The organism is Bacillus sp. REN16 (assembly GCF_020731355.1).
Classification (GTDB): Bacteria; Bacillota; Bacilli; order Bacillales; family Bacillaceae_L; genus Ferdinandcohnia.
Map to the genome: position 1 here is coordinate 82,915 of NZ_JAJFZK010000010.1, position 15,624 is coordinate 98,538.

Sequence of the window (15,624 nt, forward strand, 5' to 3'; positions counted from 1 at the left end):
AACGCCACATCCTGATGTCTTCGTCTTCATGACCCACTTCATGTGGGCCTAAAAATCGGGTGCAAATACGCCTTGGCGTATTTGATCTTTTTTTGGTATTTGGTGCTTAAGGCACTTATACATACACATACTATTAAACACAAAGGGGATTTCGAAACATGAAAAAATTATTATTTGCATTACTATCATTAGGTTTATTATTTGGTTGTAGCAACGACCAATCGACAAACGATAAGTCTAATACGAAAGCTTCTGAAACAGCTAACCAAGAGGAAAGCACAGAAATCGTAACAGTTGTGACATCAAAAAATAATGGAGAAGAAATTATCGAAGAAAAAGAAATCGAAATTGATGCAGGTAAAGAAGTTTCTTTGATGGACATCATGCAGGAGAATTTTGAAATTGTAGAGAAAGACGGTTTTATTTCCGGAATTGACGGGGTGGAAGGCAGTGACACAGATAAAACATTTTGGCATATTGCTGTAAATGGTGAAGATTTAATGGTTGGGGCAGCTGATTATAAATTAGAGCCCGGTGACAAGATTGAATTTGACCTGCAATCCTGGGAATAATGAATTTATCAGTTAAAAACTTAACGCTTTTATCGATGCTAATCGCCTTATCAGTTGTGGGGCGAATTATGTTTACGTTCCTTCCGAATGTTCAGCCCACAACGGCGATTATCATCATAACAAGTTTATTTTTAGGACCAATCTATGGTGTGATTGTTGCTGTTTTAAGTTCAGTATTATCCAATCTGGTTATGGGTATGGGCATATGGACACTTGGCCAAATCTTTGCATGGGGATTTATTGGTTTAATAAGTGGTCTATTGCGAAAATATCGCGAGCGAATTCCAGTCGTGGTTCTAGCCATCTATGCCGTATTCTGCGGTTTTCTTTATGGCTTTGTGATCTCAATCCCACTTTATTTATTCTCGGGTAAGTTTTTTGCTTATTATCTAGCTGGACTGCCTTTTGACATGAGTCATGCAATTGGAAATGGTGTGTTCTTTCTTATCCTTTATCCAATTTTAAGACTACTATTCTTAAAAAATGTAACAATCGCAAAGTAAGGAAGAATATTGCCAAAATATTCTTCCTTTTTTTATGAAAACATACTATATTGGGAATGTAACTTTTTTTAATAAACACTCGACTAATGAAATGAACGGGAGGATTTGCAAAATGGATTCCTTATTTGAGGAACTATATGAAAAGTATCATCACGATGTGTTTTCCTTCTTATTTTATATGGTAAAAAATCGTGAACTGGCTGAAGATCTCGTTCAGGAAGTTTATATAAGAGTTTTAAAATCATATGATAGATTCGAAGGAAAGAGCAGTGAAAAAACATGGCTTTTTTCAATTGCCAGACATGTTGCAATTGATTCATTTCGAAAACAAAAGGGATGGAAACAACGAATTATGGATTCATTTGATTGGAGCCGACAAGAGGTAAAGGATTTTGCTCCACTGCCAGAAGAAATCGCATTGCAAAATGAGCAAGTTCAGATGATGTATCATTGCTTGGACCGCTGTACGACCGACCAGCGTATGGTGCTAATATTACGTTATATCCAATCTCTTTCGATTGCAGAGACGGCAGCTAGCCTAGGCTGGACAGAAAGTAAGGTAAAAACAACACAGCATAGAGCCCTTAAGGTGTTAAAGACATACATGGAAGAATCCGGTGTAAAGGAGGGGGTAGATGATGAAAAAATCAGAGTGGAGCGATGAACAACTAGAGCAGATGCTAGCGCAAATGCCGGGAATAAAAGATAACCGTAAGCCACAAGAAATTTATCAAAATATAACCCTTAAAATGAATAAGCGAAAGAAAAAGGTTTGGCTAGTTCCTACCATTGCATCTGTGGCAGCAGCGCTTCTGTTATTCATCTTAGCTCCTTCTTTCATAAATAATATGAATAGTTCAAGTTTCGACTCTGCCGAAATGGCCAGAGAAAATTCGAAAATGGCAATGGATTCAGACAATAAAGAAGCAGCTTCACAAGAAGAATCATTCAGCACTTTACAAAAAGCGGAAGAACCTAAACAGGATGAAGAGGCTGGTATTTCTTCATTTGAGGAGCAACCTAGCCAAAGCTACACTGTAAATGATGTGGGGGAAAATGAAGTTCTCTTAACATATGGTGTTTATTTGGGAGGGGTTATGTTTCCTTCCATTGTATCGATTGTTGTAGAATCAGATGGTGAAGATATAATAGAACAATGGCAAAAAAATATTTCACAGGTAAATGAATTTATTCGCCAAAACATAGGGTGGGGTATTGATGAAATCCCCGTGTCCTATTTTGCGGATTTTTCAGAAATTGAAACGAAGGACCAGGCTAAAGCTGTAAGGGTCGATGTAAATAATACGATTCAAACAGAGTCCTTTGCAACGGGTCAATCAGCTGAATTTACACAAACAATCAATTCATTCCGATATTTGGCAGAGGATTTTCAGCATGTCGAACTTTTTCAAAATAATCAACAAGGTATTATGATCGGACAGTCAGGTATTACTGAGAATCATATTGATGTTGAAAAGGATACAAAAAAGGCCTATTTTTATTTTATGAACGGGGAGTCCGGTCAAAAACTTTTAGCCCTCTCTTATGAGGATTACCAAACAGTTGAGCAAGCTCTGGAAGCAATGAAAACGGACATGAATCAAGGTGATTATGCCCTTCATCCAACGATAAACAGTGAAATAAAGGAAATTAAAAAAGACGGTCCTAATTTAGAAGTTCATTTCAGTGATGATGCTGTATTAGAGAATACGGATCCGTATATCTTAATGTTGGATGCGATTATGCTAACGGCTAAGGAATTTAATTTTGACTCCGTTACGTTTTACGGAAATATCGATCAAATCGGAAGTGTTCGATTTGGAGAGCAAACACCTGTACCACTAGCACCAAATCTACTACCAATTCACTAAAGAGGCAATTTGTTGTCTCTTTTTTTTATCGTTCCAGAAAATATGCATGCATTTATTTACATAATTTAAGAAAATTTTTCAAATAATGAAAGGGTGTTTATTTTTATAACACGAATTGTTAAAATCTTGAGGAGGATACTAATGCTTTTGTTTGGAAGACGGATTTCTATTGTTGCTGCGATGGCAGCTTGTACAGGTTTATTCATTATCAATGTTCACAGTGCTAGCGCACAGGAATTAGCAGCTAATACACCGGAAGAGTGGGCATGGCCAGTCGTAGGAAGAATCACTGATACGTTTGGTACGAGGCAAGGGAATCATAAAGGTTTAGATATCGCTGCTCCGATTGGAGATCACATATATGCAGTTGAGGAAGGGATTGTTAAAAGTTCAAGTTTCAGAGGCTCCTATGGACATGTCATTTTTATTGAACATCCCAATGGTTATGAAACGGTTTATGCACATCTAAGTAAACGTAGTGTTCAAGAAGGAGAAACTGTTGAAAAAGGCCAATTGATTGGACATATTGGAAGTACAGGAAATTCAACTGGGCCACATTTACATTTTGAAGTGCATAATGGGGAATGGAATTCTTCCCGAAATAATGCAATAGATCCTCTTTATATGCTGACAGACGAACAAATTCTTGTTCCTGTGATTATGCAGAAGGAGGGAATTGAGGTTTCAAAGAAGCTTGAAACGTATACAGTGAAAGAGGGAGAATCTCTTTCTGTCATTGCAGATAAGGTAGGGATCTCAGTTGAAGCGATTAAAGCATTAAATCAGTTATCAGGTGATTTAATTTTCCCGAATCAGGTTTTAATAATTGAAAAAACCTAAATAATTTCACTTTTTTTCATTCCCAATAGAAGCTTGTTCATGTATAATGATAAAAACTTCTAGGGGGGAAATCATATGCGTACTGATTATCATAATCATTTAGAGCTTGGTACACTTGAATTAGGTTATTTAATGAAGTTTATTGACGAAGCAAAGCGTAAGAAGATTGACCGTTTTGGGATATCTGAGCACGCCTATCATTTCTATCAGACAAAAGATATTCTTAGTAATCCTTGGGTTGATGCGAGAAGATATTACGACATGAAGGATTATGTAGATTTATTTAAGCTTGCCTGGAAAAATAATATCGATGTCAAAATGTCGATTGAAATGGACTATACACCTGGAAAACATGCCGAAATGGAAAAATTTATTTCATCCTATGATTTCGATTATGTGATTGGATCGATTCACTGGGTCGGGGATTTTGGAATTGACCTTGCTGAGTTCCGTGAAGAATGGGATAAACGGGATTTACATGATACATATACGAAATATTATGATCAAGTGATCACCTTAGCGGAATCAAACTTATTTGATATTATTGGTCATATTGATCTTGTCAAAATTTTCAAATATATACCTGAGGATGAAGAATTTCTGTTACACCAATTTGATCGTGCAACAACTGCCTTAGCAAATTCAAAAACATGTGTTGAAATTAGTACCGCTGGATTGCGAAAGCCAATCGGTAAGCTTTATCCAGATCCACGATTACTGCAAATGTGCTTTGATAAAAATATTCCGATTGTGTTATCATCTGATGCACATCGTCCACAAGACGTAGGTGCTGATTTTGATCAAGCGATTGAGTTAGCAAAAAGTGTTGGTTACAAAACTCTGATGACATTTGAAAAAGGGGAACGAAAAGAAGTTCCGCTTGGATAAGAACAAAAGCGCAAGCGCCTTGAACAGCCCCGACAAGCACAAGAAAAGACAGCCAGAAGGTTGCCCTTTGACCTTCTTGATGGATTGGCTTGTGACCTCGAGGGGCTAGGCGCTGGAGCTGGATGTAGATAGACTATGTTTAATTTATCCACATGGTCGGATTTTATAGTTTTCTAAATAAAAAAAACAGGCTTTCGCAGCCTGTTTTTTATTTTTTGAATGATCTATTCAAATTTTAATGGATCCCCATCAAATGGCTCGTCTGCAACTTTGATGGAGTCAGTTGGACAGCCTTCAAATGCATCGATCATATCTTCTTCTAATATGTCTGGAATTTCAACAATTCCTTGGTTATCATCAAGTGTTACAAATGCAATACCGTCATCATCGTAATCGTAGATGTCAGGTGCTGCTGCACCACATGCACCACAAGCGATACAAGTTTCTTTGTCAACAATGGTATACTTTGCCATGTGTTTAAACCTCCCGAAATCATTACATGTATTAACATATATTTATATTAGTTCCCCATCCTACTTCCACATAAAATGAGAACAGTTTCCTCATATCTCATTGTAAAGCTGTTCACAAAACTTTTCAATATAAATATACAGCGAGATTGCTTATCGGAAAAGGGTTTTTACCTTTTGACAAGCTTGTTTATATTTTCACACGAAAACATCCCACTTTTCGTTATTATTTGATAAAATAAGGGTAACATTCATTCGACAATTTTCCACGTATTTCATGATTGAGAGGGGAGAAGCAGGTGAATATTACGTACCGTTCAATTTTGATTTTAAAATGCATCGCTAAACTGAATGGGGAACGAACTGTTTATGGAATTTATCACCTATTGAATGGTAAAAAATCCTCTCAAACGATTGGGGATGCAAATCTGTTTGATCTTACAAACCTTTTCGGAATTCTGAAACCGTTGGATAGAGAACAATTTAATAAAGAGATAATAACACTGCAACAGTTTTCTTTGATAAATGAAATTGCTCCTTCAAGTAATAAATTTATCATTAACACAAATGGATATTCCGTATTAAATCGTAAACTTGAAAGAAAACCGATTCCTAACCATTTAAACGGCTGGAAATACAATGATTCATCTCAGTTACTTTGGCGAAGAATTTCACTTCTTACCCAGGTTTTATCCAATTTAATTGATGAAAAGAAGCGATATACCCCTATCCAACACGAGGATACGGTTATTGATTGGGTAAAGGAATTCCTTATGAAAAGCGTGCAAAACCGATATATTGCAGCAGAAACTCTATATAATGAAGTATTGCAATCCCTCGAAATGGTTTCAGAGCTTGAAGCGACCATTTTCGTCATGAGGCTGACAAGTTCAACAAGAATTGGCTATACAATTGAGCAAATTAGTTCCCTCTTAAATGAGGATGAAACATGGTGTCAGATTCTCTTTTTACATACGTTGCATACGATTGTGAAACAACTTGAAACAAATGGTAAGAAGTTTCCAATCCTTGTTTCTATGATTGCAAAAGAACATCACCACAATGTGTTGCTTACTGCTTCAACGAAGACAACTTATCATATGCTGATACAAGGGAAAACAATTGATGAAATTGCCGACGTTCGGAATTTGAAACGAAATACAATTGAAGACCATGTCGTAGAAGTTACCCACCAAAACTCAGAATTTTTAATTGACCCATTCGTGTCTCCCGAGCATCAACAAATGATTTTATCAACTTATCAAACATTGCAAACAAAACAATTACGACCTTTAAAGGAAAAACTGTCAAATGACATTTCGTATTTTGAAATTCGACTGGTCCTCGCAAGAATTGGTGATATAACATGAATCTTCAAGTCATTTTAAAGGAAAAATTTAATCACTCTTCTTTTCGAGAAGGGCAACAGAATATCATCGAAGATATTCTTAAAGGGCATGATGTCATTGCACTATTGCCTACTGGAGGCGGGAAATCACTTTGCTATCAGTTACCTGCTCAAATTCTTGATGGCAGTGTTCTTATCGTTTCTCCGCTTGTTGCATTAATGGAGGACCAAGTGCTCCAATTAAAGAAAATGGGTGAAAAAAGGGTTATCGCTCTTAACAGTTTCTTATCAAACGAAAGAAAACGGAGGATCATGCCTAATCTGCACAAATATAAATATATCTTTGCATCGCCCGAAATTCTGCAATCTCAATATTTTATGAATCGATTGCAGAGGATTCACTTTTCACTTTTTGTGGTCGATGAAGCGCATTGTATTTCACAATGGGGACATGATTTTCGTCCTGATTATTCCAGGTTAGGCATGATTCGCTCGAAATTAGGATCACCACCATGCCTTGCTTTAACAGCAACGGCAACAAAAGAGGTTTTTGAGGATATAAAAGGAACATTACAATTAATAAATCCAAACATGCATATTCACTCTATCGATCGACCAAATATCGCAATTGCAGTTAAAAAGGTTCATTCTGCCGAAGATAAAAAAGCAGTACTTTTGCAATACGTAAAAGAATTAAATGGACCGGGAATTATCTATTTTTCAAGTCGGCTCATGGCTGAGAATATTGCGCGATATTTAAAGGATCAAGGCATTGACAGGGTTGCCTTCTATCACGGTGGGATGGAGCAGGAAAAGAGAATGCTGATTCAGCAACAATTTATCAATAATCAACTATCCATTATATGCTGTACAAATGCATTTGGGATGGGTGTGAATAAGCCTGATATACGATTTGTCATTCATTTTCATTTTCCCTCACAGATGGAGGCATATTTACAGGAGATAGGACGTGCTGGCAGAGATGGAAATCCAAGTGTTGCCATTCTGCTTTATCATGAAACAGATCATGAAATTCCGCAAAGTTTAATAAAATATGAGCTGCCGACGAATGAACAAACTCAATTTGTAATTCAATATATTAATCAAGATATTAAAGAAAAGGGTCAATTCTCATATACAAAAACAGTAGAGGATTATTTTCTCAATGTGTTTAGTGTTTCTGAAGTTCAATGGAGATTTATTCAATTTTATCTAACATTGGACGAGGTTATTCAAACTGAAATCAACATAGAGAACGCCATTCACATTGTTGATGAAGCTGCAAGGAAAAGATATGTTTATAAGCTTAATAAACTTAAGAATATGGAGAACTGGATAAAAACACAAGGGTGTCGTCGTGAAGAAATTTTGGCTTATTTTGATGAGAATTTAGAAACAAGGCCTTCATCCTGTTGTGATTTATGTGAAATAGATTGGAGTCAGTATAATTACAAACTAAGTGAGGGGAATGAGTGGGAGCTACCTTCTTGGAGACAAGAATTACATCGCATCTTCCATAGAAATGAGTGAAAAATATGAGGAGAAGCCAAGCTGATATTATTAAACATTTACCGGATAAAGAAATTGTTTTTCACCTTTATATAACGCAAGGAATTTTATTAATTGTGTCGTTAGTCCTTGGATTCTTCCTGTTTGATAATTGGTCTGACTTTTTTGAACTGTGGACTTTGAAGGACAAGAATATTTTCGTTATTGGTTCTGCTTTTGCCTTAGCAGTAGTCTTTGTTGATTTTTTATTAATAAAATGGCTTCCTGAAGCAATGTATGATGATGGAGGAATTAATGAACGGATTTTTCAAAAAAGAAGTATTCCGCATATTTTTATTTTGAGTTTATTGATTTCCTTTGCAGAGGAAATTTTATTTAGAGGTGTCATCCAAACCCATTTTGGACTACTCATTGCAAGTTCTATTTTTGCGATATTACATGTCCGCTATTTATATAAGTGGGTATTATTGACATCTGTTGTTCTTTTGAGTTTTTTATTAGGCTATATTTATGAACTATATCAAAACCTTTGGATTACAGTTTATGCACATTTTTGGATTGATTTTATTTTTGCCGTAAAGCTTAGAATGGATTATTTGCGCAGTCGTTAAAAAAGGAGGTCGAAAAGTCTTGAAGCAGCCTGAAGGGGAAGAAAAGTCAGTTGAGATTGAAAAAAGCACTTCAGGATTACCCCCTAGAAGTGAATTTCATAAAACGAAGAAAAAGAAAACGAAAGTTAAAATAAAATACCCAATCATTCGTTTGTTGGCTCTTTTATTTGTGTTACTTCCAGTTGCCATTCTTAGCTACAAGTTTAATCCGAACCCAAGCCAGCTGGAATCAGCACCTGTTAAAAAGAGCGCAAATTTTGAAAGTATTAGCTATGAAGACGAAGATGACAAGATAAAGGCTCCTGAAACCGTAAAGCAGGAAGAACCTAATAACGTTGAACAGGAAGCGAATGTGGTACAAGAAGAACCAGATCAGTCGCAAACTGAAAAACAAGAGGAAGTATTAACTAGTAACCAGTCCGATCAGAACGTTGCAGAAAATAATTCTCCACCTGCAACTGAAGCAGCAAAACAACCCGTTCAAAAGCAAGAAAAACCGAAGGATCAATATGATGTAAAGTATCACAAAGTGCAAGCGGAAGAAAATCTATATCGAATTTCCATGAAATATTACAATAGCCGTTCTGGTGAAGAATTAATTAGAAGATGGAATAATTTAAATGGGGATACCGTAATCGAAGGACAGGTATTACAGATTCCAATTAAAATAAACTAACGCGATATTTCTCGCGTTATTTTTTTTGATTAGACATATAAAAATGTACAAGTTCATATTTTGATAATAAAGGATGTTGTTAGGGGGGGATTGGAGATCGAACAGAAAATTAGGGAATTAAATGAATTAACAGACAACGTGACAAAGCAAATGCTTCAGCATTCTGTTGATAAAAAGAGAAAATTTGAAAAGTTAAAGGCAAGAGCCTACTATATGAAGCTCGCTGCGCTTTTTTTATTATCCATTTTTTTAGTGTATGTTTATAAAACAATTGTCCTTCCTTATAGTCATTCCACTGAACTGATGATTGGGATTTTTCTGGATGGGTCGATTTATTTTATGTTTGTCTTCATAATTGGGGGACTTTACGGAGGCATTCGTTACGTAGATAAAAAGAAAGATGAAGCTGAAGATAAATATCATGCGATCAGACGTGAAATTGTCGATAAAAGTAAGGATTTATGGAAAGAACCTACTCAATGGCGTGAGCGACAACAGGTTTTTGAAATGATGAAAAAGGAATTTGACGTAAATTTATACCATGAAAGTAAATAGCAGGATTCGACCTATAAATGACAGAGGATTGAAAAAGAGGGTATCTCAAACGCCATGGAAATGTTGCATTTGAGGATACCCCTATTTATAGAGTAAGTAAACAATAACAAGCTCATTTTAATCAATGCGTAATTTATACTGAAACGGGTTAACATGTTCCCATGCAAATCCTGCTTGTAGCAATAATTTCTCTCTTAGATGATTACCAAAGAATTGCATCCCGATTGGAAGCCCGCTTCGATCCAGTCCCATCGGCACTGATAAGGTTGGTACCCCTGTTAGAGTTGCAGGAACAGTAAAAGGTAAACTACGCCTAATGACCGCTAAATTTTGCTCGACCCAATTCTGGGTGAACGCAGGAGTTGTGAAAGGGATAGTTGGGCCGAGTAGAAGATCGACTCTATTAAAGCTGTTGTGGAAAGCTTCGACCATTTTTCTTCGACTTTGTTGAGCTTTGACGTACTTTGGAGCATTTGTTAATGTCCCAGAGAGAAGGAAAATTCGGTTATCTGCTGCATAATTAGTTGGTCGGGTTTTAAGCCACTCATAATGAAAAGCTGATGCCTCACTGCCCACAATACTATATCCGGCAAATGTAGACATTGTTAATTCAGGAATGTTGATTTCTATAATTTCCGCTCCTAACCTGTTCAATACCGATAAAGCGTTTGTAAAGAGCTTTTCGACGTCTGAATCTAATCCCCTGAGATAGTACATAGGTATGCCAATCTTTATCCCTCTCATACCTTTAGTAAGATCCGTCGTGTAATTAGGAATAGGGGTGTTGAGGCTAGTTGGATCATTCGGATCATAGCCAGCCATTCCATTTAACATGAATGCCAAATCTGAAACAGATCTAGCCATTGGACCAGCATGATCTAAAGACCAAGCGGACGGGAAGACCCCATATGTGCTAACAAGACCATATGTAGGTTTTAAGCCATAAACTCCGCACATGGCAGCCGGTAGACGGATAGAGCCAAATGTATCAGTACCAGTTGCAAGTGTTGCCAGGCCTGCTGCTAAAGCCGCGCTACTACCACCACTCGAACCACCTGGCATATAGCGAAGATCCCATGGGTTTCGTGTTGTGCCAAAGGTAAGGTTCGTTCCAGAGGAACCAAGAGCGAGTTCATGCATATTTAGTTTTCCTAACATGATTACGCCTGCTGCAAGAAGTTTATCAACGGCAGTAGCCGATTTATTGGGGACAAAATCTTTAAATAGAGTAGAGCCAGCTGTCGTTCGGATGCCTTTTGTATAGAAATTATCCTTAATACCAATTGGGATTCCGTGAAGAGGTCCTTTGTAATGGCCCTGCATAATATCCTTTTCAGCTTTTTTTGCTTGTGCAAGAGCAAGGTCGTGAAGAGGGGTAATATATGATCTAATGGTTGGGTCGATTTTATCAATGCGGTTTAATAGTTTTTTTGTCAATTCTACAGGGGATAGTTGCTTTGACTTTAGTAAGGGAGCGAGTTCGGTAGCTGATAAGTATGCTAGATTTGTCATCGCAATAATCTCTTATCAACAATCGTAATCGGCACTTTTGCGTTTAAATTAGGAAATGTATTTAGGCTTCTTTGTGCTTGATTGACTGTAAAAAGAATCATCTGTATATGTGAAATATCAGTATCGTAAATAGGTAAACCTTGAAAGTATAAGCTCTGTTTAATAAAATTTGAAGTATTCATTTTGCTTACCTCCCTATAGTTGATACATAAAATGGGAGTGCATATCCTGCCAAGAAAGCAACCCTAAATGAATCAAGGGAAATAAATTATACTATTTCCCTTGGGTCTTGAAAGTTATTACACTCTATTCCAAAATCTTTGTTGTGCAACGGAATTAATCAAATCAGGTCCGAAGTTAGGGTTGTTAGCAGCAAAAACAACACCAGCTAAATTATTGTGTTCCGAGGTTGAAATAAAGGACTGGCCAGTTGTAGCTACTCCTATTGGTTTGTATTGTTCATAAGCTCTAACAAAGAATTTATTCATATTTTTAAAGAAATGCGGGTTATTCTCGCGCCCTCCTACAACATAAAGAGCGTCTACTAAATAAGGACTGGAAGTAATAAATGTTTGATCAACTTTTAGTTGTGTACCATCTGAACCTACGACAATACCGAGCTTATCACTTATAATAACGAAGAAAATCCCATTTTGCTTAAATAAGTTAAGTACATTTGTTACCTCTTGACCATTAAAACCATTACCTATTATAATACCTACTTTTTGTGTAGCAGCATATTTAGGAGTACTGTACTGGCTTAAAGAAGGGTAAGCAGTATTAACAGGTACATGAGTTCCAGTTGGACGCTCTACGCCAATATTATCAGCAACGATTGAAGCTAATTCCTTATCTACGTTAACTAACAAATTTACATTTTGCTGGCGGACAGATACGCTTTTTACCTTTCCAAGCTGATAGCTAAATGCTTCAATTGTGTGTTGTTTTTCAACAGGAGTTAAGCTATTCCAAAAGATCCTCGTTTGCGAAAAGAAGTCATTAAATGATTCGCTACGACCGCGAACGACGTGCCCTTCCACCCTTTTCGGATAATGCTCATAGCCTCCCTGTTCAGGGGGAGTCTCATATGGTGTATTATTTGCAAGTGAATTTAAATGATAGCTTACCTGATCCACATCGATTCGATATCTCATCGGACCCCGTCTTTGATTATTATGGAATGGGCAAACAGGTTTATTTATAGGAAGTTCTTGAAAATTCGGTCCGATACGATGTACTTGTGCCATATGATAAGCGATTAAGCGTCCCTGTAACACAGGATCATTTGAAAAATCAATACCTGGCACAACATTTGCAGGATTAAAAGCTACCTGTTCTGATTCGGTATGATAATTATCAATGTTTCTATTTAATGTCATCTTCCCGATCAATTGAACAGGAATAAGTTCTTCTGGCCAAAACTTAGCGGGATCTAGGATGTCAAAGTCGTATTTGAATTCATCCTCCAGTGGAATAAGCTGCACACCTAGTTCATACTCAGGGTAAAATCCTTTGTCGATTGCTTCACGTAAATCTTTCCGATGGAAATCTGGATCAATCCCACCAAGTTTAATTGCCTCATCCTGAAGAAGGGAATGAACACCAAGGACAGGTTTCCAGACAAAACGAACGAAGGTTGCAACATTATTTTCGTTCACAAATAAATACGTATTAATGGACCAGGATTCCATCATACGGTAACTTCTAAGAATGCCTCGATCGGACATTATCCAAGTCGTCATATGAATTGATTCAGGGTTATTGGCTACATAATCCCAGAAGTAGTCGTGTGCACCTGTGGCTGTTGGAATATCGTCATCATCTTTAGCTTGGTATGCATGTATAACATCTGGAAATTTCATTGGGTCTTGGTTAATTAGTACAGGCATTGCGATCATTGTCAAATCATAATTGCCTGCTTCAGTATAAAACTTAACACCTTTACAACGTAAATCTCTTGCCGTATCATATGAACCTCTTGGTCCTTGCACAGTTGAAAAACGAACTGTTAAAGGAGTCTTTTTTCCTGGTTCCTGTAAAAAACATGCTTTTGTCACGTGCTTCATTGACTGATAACATACAAATTCGCCATGAGCACTGTATCCTCTAGCGTGAACCACTCTTTCAGGTTCTTCTTCTTGTACAAAATGTGACATCTTCTCAAAGTAATGCCAATCTTCGTGTAACGATGGACCACGTTCGCCGGCTTTTAATGTCTCCGTATCGTTTGATATTCTTCTTCCTTGATTTGTAGTTAGGGGTTTTCCGGTGTTTTGTATACGATACTTATTTAATTGTTCTTGTTTTGGGTCATTAGCTGAGGGCTTTTTGTTTCTTGATGTTTCTTCATCCATGTTATCACCCAACCTTATGTTAAAATATTTAGCCCTTATAATATATGAGCAGTTATCCTGAATATGCTGAAATTGTAAGACGGTCCATTTAGGTAACTGTTGTGGGTAGTTAGTGGCTATCTATATTAATTTAGTTGGCTAAGCATCTAGTTAATTGTTAGCCTATTCAAACATTTGTGGTATTATAGCGGTATATCTAATTAAAAATTGATGCTCAATGTAGAGAGGTAGGCTATAACTATGGTGCTTTTTTTCATTATTATAATAGTTGGATTGCTTCTCCTACTTTATATGTGGCAAGAAGCAAGACGAGATCGTGTGGTTACGAATACAGTCACATTTTCAGATTTTCCTAGGAGCTTTGGAAAAATCACCATTTTCTTTATTTCAGATATACACAGAAGAGAAGTATCTGAAAAAATAATCAATGAAGTGAAAGAGAAAGCAGATATTGTCATAATTGGGGGGGATTTAACCGAAAAAGGTGTACCTTTTGAGCGCGTTAAGAAAAACCTCCAATTAATTAAAACGGTTGGACCGACCTATTTTGTATGGGGAAATAATGATTATGAAGTGGAGTACCATGAACTTGATTCTTTACTATTAAGTATGGGAATTAAAATTCTTGATAACACAGCGGTGTTTTTTGAATCAGGGGAAGGGGAGAGGCTTGCTCTTCTTGGGATTGATGATCTGAAAGCAGGAAGAAGCAGATTGGACCTTGCTCTTTTGGATGCAGGAGATGAAGCAAATTTTAAAATTTTGGTTAGCCATAATCCAGAAATTACAAGTGAGATACGACAGGAGTATAAAATCAATCTCTTATTATCTGGACATACCCATGGTGGTCAAATTCGATTTTGGAAATTTGGGTTATATCCGAAAGGTGGTATCGCGTATAAAAATGGATTAACTGTTTTTGTTAGTAATGGATATGGTACATCTGGTATACCTTTAAGATTTGGTGCACCACCTGAGACTCATTTGATTACTCTCCAATCGCAGAAAAGCTAACCCGATTTGCAAAAAATGTCTTAACAACGCTAAATCCAAGAACATAATTTGTATTCCTTCATAAAATAAAGTAACGGTTGTGCGTAGGTGTGATGGTGAGGGAGGGTTTTTAATGCGTCTTGAGCGCTTAACTTATAATAAAATCAAAATTTTTTTAACGTTCGATGATTTGTTTGATCGTGGCCTCACTAAAGATGATCTTTTGTCGGATTCGCTTAAGGTCCACCAATTATTTCGAGATATGATTGAAGAAGCGAGTATCGAATTAGGCTTTGAAGCGGATGGCCCCATTGCTGTTGAGGTATATTCTTTACAGGCACAAGGTATGGTAATCATTGTAACGAATTCAGCAGGGGACCTCGAAGACGAAGAATTTATGGATGAAGATTATATTGAAATGCAGGTTACTTTAGATGAAAGTAAGGATATATTTTATGAGTTTCATACTTTTGAAGATGTTATTCAACTTTCAACCAGATTAAAAAGTTTATCAATAGATGGCGGCAGACTCTATTCATATAAAGATTATTTTTATTTATTACTTGAAGACAATTCAGAATTTCATACTGAAAACGTCATTGCGGTTTTAGCCGAATTCGGAAGTTCTGCGACCATTACAAAATATCGAGTTCATGAATATGGAAAAATCCTTTTTAATGAAAATGCAATGAAAGATATTTACCATTATTTTATAAAAAAATAAGGAAAACCTCTAAGTTTGTTTAGGGGTTTTTCTCTGCTTTAATAGATTTTACATAATAAGTTAGAACAGCGATTTATTTTTATTTATAAAAATGAAAATTCTACATTTTTCATCTTGCATAAACAGATGGAAGGTGTATACTAGTGACTGGTAAGGTGGACAATATTAGAAAATTGACACTTTCACCGCACTTTTTGA

17 protein-coding genes are annotated in these 15,624 nt (G+C 36.6%); 13 read left to right on the forward strand and 4 right to left on the reverse strand.

All coding sequences use genetic code 11. The features are described 5' to 3' along the window. The first annotated feature begins 158 nt into the window (after positions 1–158). The 6 genes from LKW28_RS15220 (at position 159) to LKW28_RS15250 (ending at position 4,674) form a co-directional block, all read left to right on the forward strand. Positions 159–572 (forward strand): DUF4430 domain-containing protein, encoded by a 414-nt coding sequence (locus tag LKW28_RS15220; RefSeq protein ID WP_229141206.1) that lies wholly within the window; start codon positions 159–161, stop codon positions 570–572. After that, on the forward strand, positions 572–1,075 hold the full coding sequence (locus tag LKW28_RS15225) for an ECF transporter S component (RefSeq protein WP_229141207.1): 504 nt from the start codon (positions 572–574) through the stop codon (positions 1,073–1,075). The genes LKW28_RS15220 and LKW28_RS15225 overlap by 1 nt, the downstream gene beginning before the upstream one ends. Before the next feature lie 112 nt (positions 1,076–1,187). Further along, complete coding sequence (gene sigX, locus LKW28_RS15230; RefSeq protein WP_229141208.1) at positions 1,188–1,739, forward strand: RNA polymerase sigma factor SigX; 552 nt, start codon at positions 1,188–1,190, stop codon at positions 1,737–1,739. Further along, positions 1,711–2,946, forward strand: a complete 1,236-nt coding sequence (locus LKW28_RS15235) for a hypothetical protein (protein ID WP_229141209.1) — start codon at positions 1,711–1,713, stop codon at positions 2,944–2,946. The genes sigX and LKW28_RS15235 overlap by 29 nt, the downstream gene beginning before the upstream one ends. Positions 2,947–3,087: 141 nt before the next feature. After that, positions 3,088–3,786, forward strand: coding sequence for a peptidoglycan DD-metalloendopeptidase family protein (locus LKW28_RS23165; RefSeq protein WP_324255041.1), 699 nt, complete (start codon positions 3,088–3,090; stop codon positions 3,784–3,786). 75 nt (positions 3,787–3,861) lie between these two features. After that, on the forward strand, positions 3,862–4,674 hold the full coding sequence (locus tag LKW28_RS15250; protein WP_229141210.1) for a histidinol-phosphatase: 813 nt from the start codon (positions 3,862–3,864) through the stop codon (positions 4,672–4,674). Between the two features lie 224 nt (positions 4,675–4,898). Here LKW28_RS15250 and LKW28_RS15255 read toward each other — a convergent pair whose 3' ends face one another. Next, entirely contained in the window at positions 4,899–5,147 is a 249-nt protein-coding gene (locus tag LKW28_RS15255) for a ferredoxin (RefSeq protein WP_116352407.1), read from the reverse strand. A gap of 296 nt (positions 5,148–5,443) precedes the next feature. Between LKW28_RS15255 and LKW28_RS23170 the strand changes: the two genes are divergently transcribed. The 5 genes from LKW28_RS23170 to LKW28_RS15280 all read left to right on the forward strand — a co-directional run bounded on the left by LKW28_RS23170 (position 5,444) and on the right by LKW28_RS15280 (position 9,843). Further along, complete coding sequence (locus LKW28_RS23170) at positions 5,444–6,514, forward strand: helix-turn-helix domain-containing protein (protein ID WP_229141211.1); 1,071 nt, start codon at positions 5,444–5,446, stop codon at positions 6,512–6,514. Beyond that, positions 6,511–8,022: a RecQ family ATP-dependent DNA helicase gene (locus tag LKW28_RS15265; protein WP_229141212.1), complete on the forward strand. Its 1,512-nt coding sequence runs from the start codon at positions 6,511–6,513 to the stop codon at positions 8,020–8,022. The genes LKW28_RS23170 and LKW28_RS15265 overlap by 4 nt, the downstream gene beginning before the upstream one ends. Positions 8,023–8,027: 5 nt before the next feature. Further along, positions 8,028–8,612, forward strand: a complete 585-nt coding sequence (locus LKW28_RS15270; protein WP_229141213.1) for a CPBP family intramembrane glutamic endopeptidase — start codon at positions 8,028–8,030, stop codon at positions 8,610–8,612. A gap of 19 nt (positions 8,613–8,631) precedes the next feature. Beyond that, the gene (locus tag LKW28_RS15275; RefSeq protein ID WP_229141214.1) at positions 8,632–9,288 is read left to right on the forward strand and encodes a LysM peptidoglycan-binding domain-containing protein; all 657 of its coding nucleotides are present in this window, start codon (positions 8,632–8,634) and stop codon (positions 9,286–9,288) included. A 90-nt stretch (positions 9,289–9,378) separates the two neighbouring features. Further along, complete coding sequence (locus LKW28_RS15280; RefSeq protein WP_229141215.1) at positions 9,379–9,843, forward strand: YpbF family protein; 465 nt, start codon at positions 9,379–9,381, stop codon at positions 9,841–9,843. Between the two features lie 117 nt (positions 9,844–9,960). Here LKW28_RS15280 and LKW28_RS15285 read toward each other — a convergent pair whose 3' ends face one another. The 3 genes from LKW28_RS15285 to LKW28_RS15295 form a co-directional block, all read right to left on the reverse strand. Then, positions 9,961–11,355 (reverse strand): amidase, encoded by a 1,395-nt coding sequence (locus tag LKW28_RS15285; protein WP_229141216.1) that lies wholly within the window; start codon positions 11,353–11,355, stop codon positions 9,961–9,963. Next, positions 11,352–11,537, reverse strand: coding sequence for a hypothetical protein (locus tag LKW28_RS15290; protein ID WP_229141217.1), 186 nt, complete (start codon positions 11,535–11,537; stop codon positions 11,352–11,354). The genes LKW28_RS15285 and LKW28_RS15290 overlap by 4 nt, the downstream gene beginning before the upstream one ends. A 117-nt stretch (positions 11,538–11,654) precedes the next feature. Beyond that, positions 11,655–13,709, reverse strand: coding sequence for a catalase (locus LKW28_RS15295; RefSeq protein WP_229141218.1), 2,055 nt, complete (start codon positions 13,707–13,709; stop codon positions 11,655–11,657). A gap of 240 nt (positions 13,710–13,949) precedes the next feature. On the opposite strand from LKW28_RS15295, the gene LKW28_RS15300 reads away from it, so the two are divergent. Both LKW28_RS15300 and LKW28_RS15305 read left to right on the forward strand, forming a co-directional pair. Further along, positions 13,950–14,723, forward strand: coding sequence for a metallophosphoesterase (locus LKW28_RS15300; RefSeq protein WP_229141219.1), 774 nt, complete (start codon positions 13,950–13,952; stop codon positions 14,721–14,723). 112 nt (positions 14,724–14,835) lie between these two features. Then, the gene (locus LKW28_RS15305) at positions 14,836–15,426 is read left to right on the forward strand and encodes a genetic competence negative regulator (protein ID WP_229141220.1); all 591 of its coding nucleotides are present in this window, start codon (positions 14,836–14,838) and stop codon (positions 15,424–15,426) included. Positions 15,427–15,624: the final 198 nt, after the last annotated feature.

Coding starts and splice junctions, on each gene's coding strand:
- LKW28_RS15220 (WP_229141206.1), top strand. CDS start 159: ATGAAAAAATTATTATTTGCATTACTATCATTAGGTTTATTATTTGGT.
- LKW28_RS15225 (WP_229141207.1), top strand. CDS start 572: ATGAATTTATCAGTTAAAAACTTAACGCTTTTATCGATGCTAATCGCC.
- sigX (WP_229141208.1), top strand. CDS start 1,188: ATGGATTCCTTATTTGAGGAACTATATGAAAAGTATCATCACGATGTG.
- LKW28_RS15235 (WP_229141209.1), top strand. CDS start 1,711: ATGATGAAAAAATCAGAGTGGAGCGATGAACAACTAGAGCAGATGCTA.
- LKW28_RS23165 (WP_324255041.1), top strand. CDS start 3,088: ATGCTTTTGTTTGGAAGACGGATTTCTATTGTTGCTGCGATGGCAGCT.
- LKW28_RS15250 (WP_229141210.1), top strand. CDS start 3,862: ATGCGTACTGATTATCATAATCATTTAGAGCTTGGTACACTTGAATTA.
- LKW28_RS15255 (WP_116352407.1), bottom strand. CDS start 5,147: ATGGCAAAGTATACCATTGTTGACAAAGAAACTTGTATCGCTTGTGGT.
- LKW28_RS15265 (WP_229141212.1), top strand. CDS start 6,511: ATGAATCTTCAAGTCATTTTAAAGGAAAAATTTAATCACTCTTCTTTT.
- LKW28_RS15270 (WP_229141213.1), top strand. CDS start 8,028: ATGAGGAGAAGCCAAGCTGATATTATTAAACATTTACCGGATAAAGAA.
- LKW28_RS15285 (WP_229141216.1), bottom strand. CDS start 11,355: ATGACAAATCTAGCATACTTATCAGCTACCGAACTCGCTCCCTTACTA.
- LKW28_RS15290 (WP_229141217.1), bottom strand. CDS start 11,537: ATGAATACTTCAAATTTTATTAAACAGAGCTTATACTTTCAAGGTTTA.
- LKW28_RS15295 (WP_229141218.1), bottom strand. CDS start 13,709: ATGGATGAAGAAACATCAAGAAACAAAAAGCCCTCAGCTAATGACCCA.
- LKW28_RS15300 (WP_229141219.1), top strand. CDS start 13,950: ATGGTGCTTTTTTTCATTATTATAATAGTTGGATTGCTTCTCCTACTT.
- LKW28_RS15305 (WP_229141220.1), top strand. CDS start 14,836: ATGCGTCTTGAGCGCTTAACTTATAATAAAATCAAAATTTTTTTAACG.